This is a genomic window from Actinomycetes bacterium (assembly GCA_036510875.1).
Lineage (GTDB): Bacteria > Actinomycetota > Actinomycetes > Prado026 > Prado026 > DATCDE01.
Map to the genome: position 1 here is coordinate 1 of DATCDE010000126.1, position 4,891 is coordinate 4,891.

Here is a 4,891-nt window from a genome sequence, read left to right on the forward strand (position 1 = left end):
CTCCCTCCGAAGAGGCTCTCGACACCCCGCTCAGCCCGCCAGATCTCTCCAACGAACCGGGGTCTGCTACTGGGCGCTCCGGTACCTACCCAGGCGGGACTCACACCCGCAGGCCTGATCCAACTTTCAGGACGCACCACGCGTCGACCGTAGCGGTGAGGGGTCTCATTCTCGGGAAACACGGAGAGAGGGGGCGGGGTACCCCCGGCGCCGATTGGTTCGACCTGAAGGACTGGCCGTTCGTCTGGTGGGTAGCCGCGACGGGAGTGCTTGGCGGGCTGCTTGATCGAAGCGTCGCGTCGGCCGAAGACGCCAGCCACGCAGTACCTCTGGCCGAGCCTCCCGGTGGCACTTGTTGGGAGTGAAGTTGTCGCGAAAGCGCAGACGCCACAGGAGCCGCTATCCGGCGGCACGACCCAACCACCGCTGGCCGTCCCGGCCAAACCCAACGCCGAACGGATGCCTGGGCAGAGCTGAGGCCCCAGACCGCTCGGGCGAGGGACCGAGCAGCGGGGCGCCTCGAGGGCTATCAGCCATGACGACCAAACGGCTAGGCAGGGACCGTCACCTGGGCCACGATTGCTTCAAGATCAATGGCACGGATCGTGGCACGGGATCCGAATTTCGTAGATCAACATGTTATCTGACCTGCAGATATACCCAGTGGGCGATACTGGGTTCGAACCAGTGACCTCCTCGGTGTGAACGAGGCGCTCTACCACTGAGCCAATCGCCCTGAGCGAGGCGAAACTCTACCCCAGTGGAAAGACTGCCTAGAGCCCGAACCAGGCATGCGGGCCGTCGAGCGTGAGGCCGTAGGTCGCCAGGTACCACGTGGCTGCGAGCGCAAGCGTCAGCAGACCGGAGCAGCACAGCAGCAGGTTGCGTCGTCGACGAGCCGGGTTACGGGCCTGCCGCGCGGCCCGGCGGACCCACTCCCTGGACCGGCGCAGCAGCTGGCGGGCCCAGGCGAACTCCGACCCGAGGATGGCCAGCCCCAGGAAGACCACCGCCCAGCCCGGCCCGGGGAGCACCAGCATGAGCAGGCCGGCGGCCACGACCGTCCAGCCCAGGCCGAACACGACCGCCCGCCAGGCCAGGTCGGTTGCGCGGCAGTCCCGCGCACGGTCGCGCAGCCGCAGGTACCACGGGCCCTGGGCCGGCTGCTGGCGGTCATCGACCGCCAGGTCCAGCGGGTCGCCGTCGCTGCGTGCCACACCACCACCGTAACCACGCCCGGGCCGGTCCGTCTTCCCCGAATTCCGTGGCTCAGGGGTCGAGGTCGGCCGCAGACCGCTCGGCGAACACCCGCTGCGCCTGCGCGGTCGCCGGGCCCGGCGCGAGGTAAGCGCGGTCGTCGACGGCCTCGACCGGACTCACGTCCCGGGTGGACGACGTGATGAACACCTCTTCGGCGTCCTCGAGCACGGCGGCTGGCAGCTCGACCTCCTCGGCGCCCACCCACTCGAGCACGAGCGCTCGGGTCACCCCGGCCAGGCAGCCAGTGGACAGCGCCGGGGTGAGCAGCCGGCCGCCCACGACGACGAAGACGTTCGAGCCGGTGCCCTCGCACAGGTGGCCGCGGGTGTCCAGGAAGAGCGCCTCCCCCGCGCCGGCAGCCTTCACGTGGGCGAGCGCCACGACGTTCTCGGCGTACGAGGTGGTCTTCAACCCAACGACCGCCGACCGCTCGTTGCGCGGCCAGGGGACGGCGCCCAGCCGGGTGGTGGCCGGCCACGGCGAGGCGGCGCTCACAGCGACGACGAGGGTCGGGCCGGCGCTGCCCCGGTCCGAGCCCAGCGGCCCGCGGCCGCCGGTGAGGGTGATCCGCAGCCGGCCCACCTCGGCCTGGTCGTGCGCGCCCAGCACCTCGGCCACCGCGGCCCGGATGTCGGCATCCGCCGGGGCGGCAAGGCCGAGCCCGGCGGCCGACGCCCGCAGCCGGTCCAGGTGCCGGGTCAGCGCGAACGGCACCCCCCGGACGACCTTGAGCGTCTCGAACACGCCGTCTCCCACGGTGAGCCCGTGGTCGAAGGCCGAGACCGTGGCAGCGTCGGCGTCCAGCAGCCGGCCGTTGACCCACGTCCTCACGCCTGCACCTCCTGCGCGGCCACCGCCAGCAGCCGGTCCGCCTTGAGCTCGGTCTCCGCCCACTCACCGTACGCGTCCGAGCCCCAGGTGATGCCCGCGCCCGTCCCGAACCGGATCATGCCGGACGACGCCCAAAACGTGCGGATCGCCACCGCGAGCTCGGCGGTCCCGGCGTCGGCGTCGACCCACCCCACCGCACCGCAGTAGACGTCGCGCGGGGTGTGCTCGAGGTCGTTGATGGCCCGCAGCGCACTGGACTTCGGGGCACCGCTCGCCGACCCGGGAGGGAACGCGGCGGCCAGCAGCTGGGCCAGCCGACGTCGCCGCGTAGCCGGCCACGGACCCGGGACATCAGGTGCACCAGGCCCGGATGCTCCTCGAGCGCCATCAGGTCGGGCACCTCGACCGTGCCGGTCTCACACACCGCGCCAAGGTCGTTGCGCACCAGGTCGACGATCATGACGTTCTCGGCGCGGTCCTTGAGCAGCAGGTCGGCGGCGACCCGCCCGGTGCCCTTGATCGGCCCAGATACCACGGTCCGGCCATCCCTGCGCAGGAACAGCTCGGGCGAGGCGGTGGCCACCTGCAGACCGTGATCGGGGAGCCGCAGCACGCCCTGGTGGGGTGCCGGGTTCCCGGCGGCGAGCAGGCCGGCCAGGCCGACCAGGTCGGCGCCCGACGGCAGCGGTGCGGACAGCACCCGGCACACGTTCACCTGGTAGACGTCCCCCGCCGCGATCCGGGCGCGCACCTCCTCGACCGCGGCCACGTAGCCGTCCTGGCCCAGGGTGGACGTCCACTCGTCACGGTCGATGCCCGGCCAGGGTCGAGTCGGGAGCGGCGCGGGTCGGACGTCGGCGAACCGGGCCGCGAGGAACTCGCCCTCGAAGCCGGCGACGACGGCCCACCAGCCGCGGTCGAGGACCGCCGGGTCGTCCACGACCTCGACTAGCCCGGTCGCCAGCTGCCCACCGAGGTGGGCCAGCGCCTCAGTCATCCCCTCCCGCACCCTGCCCGACGTTGCCCCTGACTCCGGCGCCTCCGGTCCCGTACTGCGAGTTCGGCGGTCACGAATCCTCACGACCGGACCGTAGGACCCGGGGGGTCAGGCCGCCGGCGCGGTGGGCGACCCGAGGTCAGCCAGCGCCTGGCGGGCCAGGACGACCACGATAAGGCTGAATCGCCCCAACGTCGCGCTACTGGAACGTAGGTCGCGACGGGGGGCGCAGGGCCAGTCCGGCGGCGGCCTCCAGGAGGCACAGCGCTGCCAGCCGCACGGTGCGGTCGTCCGGGGTGTCCGCGGTGGCGTCCACCTCGGTGATGTCGAGGGCGGTCACCTGCGGGTGGCTTCCCGCGAGGAACGCCGCCTCGCGCAGCTCGTGCGCCGCCAGCCCTCCAGGGGCGGACGCTGGGCAGCCGGGCGCCACCGACCGGTCGCAGACGTCGACGTCCAGGTCGACGTACACCGGCCCGCCCGCCGCGCCGGCCACCGCCAGTGCCTCCTGCATGCACGCCGTGATCCCGCGCCGCTCCACGTCGTCCCGTCGTAGCACATGCAGGCCCCACTCCCGGGCCCGCTCCGTGTAGGCGCGGCTGTTCGCGAAGTCGGAGATGCCAACCTGGGCGATCCGGCTGGGGTCCAGGCCCGCCTCCTCCACCAGCCGGCGCACCGGCGAGCCGTTGCTCACGCCGTCCCTCAGGTCGTGGTGGGCGTCCAGGGTCACCAGCCCGGCGTGCTGCAGGTCGACCCCGAGGGCGCCCCGCCCAGCCGCGAACGTGATCGAGTTGTCCCCGCCCACCGCGACGAGCAGCCGGGACGTGCGTACCGCCCGCTCGGCGGACGCTGTCGTGGCGGCCTCGTCGCCGTCCGGGTCCGGCAGGTCGCCGAGGTCGACCGGGGCCAGACCTGCGAGGTCGGCGTTTCGCTGCGCGGCGTACGTCGAGTACCGGGCCAACGCCCACCGGACCGCAGCCGGGGTCGCGTCGGCCCCGGTCGGGGACAGCGACGTCCAGTGGGCGGGAACGCCGAGGACGGCGAGGTCCACCGACCGGTCGCCCGGCCCAGCGGCCAGCCAAGTCGCGGCGCGCGGCCAGCGTGGGTCGTCGGTCACGGCGTGATCCTGCCTCACCACGCGGGTGGCTGGGCTGCTTTGGATCGGCTCGGCGACATCGGCTATCGTTTGGCTTCGCTGCGCAGGGGCAACCCGGCGCGCATGCGGACGTAGCGCAGTTGGTAGCGCATCACCTTGCCAAGGTGAGGGTCGCGGGTTCGAGTCCCGTCGTCCGCTCGGAGGGGGCCCTGTGGGCCTGGTTCCGGTGGAGTGGCCGAGAGGCGAGGCAACGGCCTGCAAAGCCGTGTACACGGGTTCAAATCCCGTCTCCACCTCGCACGATGAGGGCGATTGGCGCAGTCTGGCTAGCGCGCTTCCTTGACACGGAAGAGGTCACAGGTTCAAGTCCTGTATCGCCCACCGCATAGGTGCAGGTCAGAGGTCGATTCCGAGATCCGTGGGACCGGCCTCTAGATCGTCTGTTAACAGTGTGTTAGCGGCGCAAAGCGCGACGACACACACGAACGCCCAAGGACGGCGGCGGACAGACGTGCCGGATCGCCCCTGACCGAAACTCCCGAGCCCTACTAAGAGGCCGTTGCCGGTTGCCGGTCGCGTCCCAGATCCGGTGTAAATGCTCGGACGTGGGTTCGCCGTGAGTTGATGTTAGGCGACGGCTCCGACAGCGTCAGCGGCCTCGTCTTGTTCGGCTGGGGTGGTGTTCCGGGGCCGTAGTTGGGCGGGTGGTT

At 71.8% G+C, this 4,891-nt stretch carries 3 protein-coding genes, 4 tRNA genes and 1 pseudogene; 3 read left to right on the top strand and 5 right to left on the bottom strand.

Annotated features, from left to right (window positions below; genetic code table 11):
- Positions 1–664: 664 nt before the first annotated feature.
- The 5 genes and pseudogenes from VIM19_07275 to VIM19_07295 form a co-directional block, all read right to left on the bottom strand.
- Positions 665–736, bottom strand: a tRNA-Val gene (locus VIM19_07275).
- A gap of 37 nt (positions 737–773) precedes the next feature.
- Entirely contained in the window at positions 774–1,217 is a 444-nt protein-coding gene (locus VIM19_07280) for a TIGR02611 family protein (GenBank protein HEY5184693.1), read from the bottom strand.
- Positions 1,218–1,269: 52 nt separating this feature from the next.
- Positions 1,270–2,091: an aminotransferase class IV gene (locus VIM19_07285; GenBank protein ID HEY5184694.1), complete on the bottom strand. Its 822-nt coding sequence runs from the start codon at positions 2,089–2,091 to the stop codon at positions 1,270–1,272.
- Positions 2,088–3,088 (bottom strand): annotated as a pseudogene (locus VIM19_07290) (chorismate-binding protein). Before VIM19_07290 ends, VIM19_07285 begins: the two are co-directional and overlap by 4 nt.
- Positions 3,089–3,287: 199 nt before the next feature.
- Positions 3,288–4,202 (bottom strand): arginase family protein, encoded by a 915-nt coding sequence (locus VIM19_07295; protein HEY5184695.1) that lies wholly within the window; start codon positions 4,200–4,202, stop codon positions 3,288–3,290.
- A 104-nt stretch (positions 4,203–4,306) separates the two neighbouring features.
- Here VIM19_07295 and VIM19_07300 point away from each other — a divergent pair.
- From VIM19_07300 to VIM19_07310, 3 genes are all read left to right on the top strand, one after another.
- Positions 4,307–4,379, top strand: a tRNA-Gly gene (locus tag VIM19_07300).
- A 27-nt stretch (positions 4,380–4,406) separates the two neighbouring features.
- A tRNA-Cys gene (locus VIM19_07305) sits at positions 4,407–4,477 on the top strand.
- Positions 4,478–4,487: 10 nt separating this feature from the next.
- Positions 4,488–4,562 (top strand) — tRNA-Val (locus tag VIM19_07310).
- Positions 4,563–4,891 lie beyond the last annotated feature (329 nt).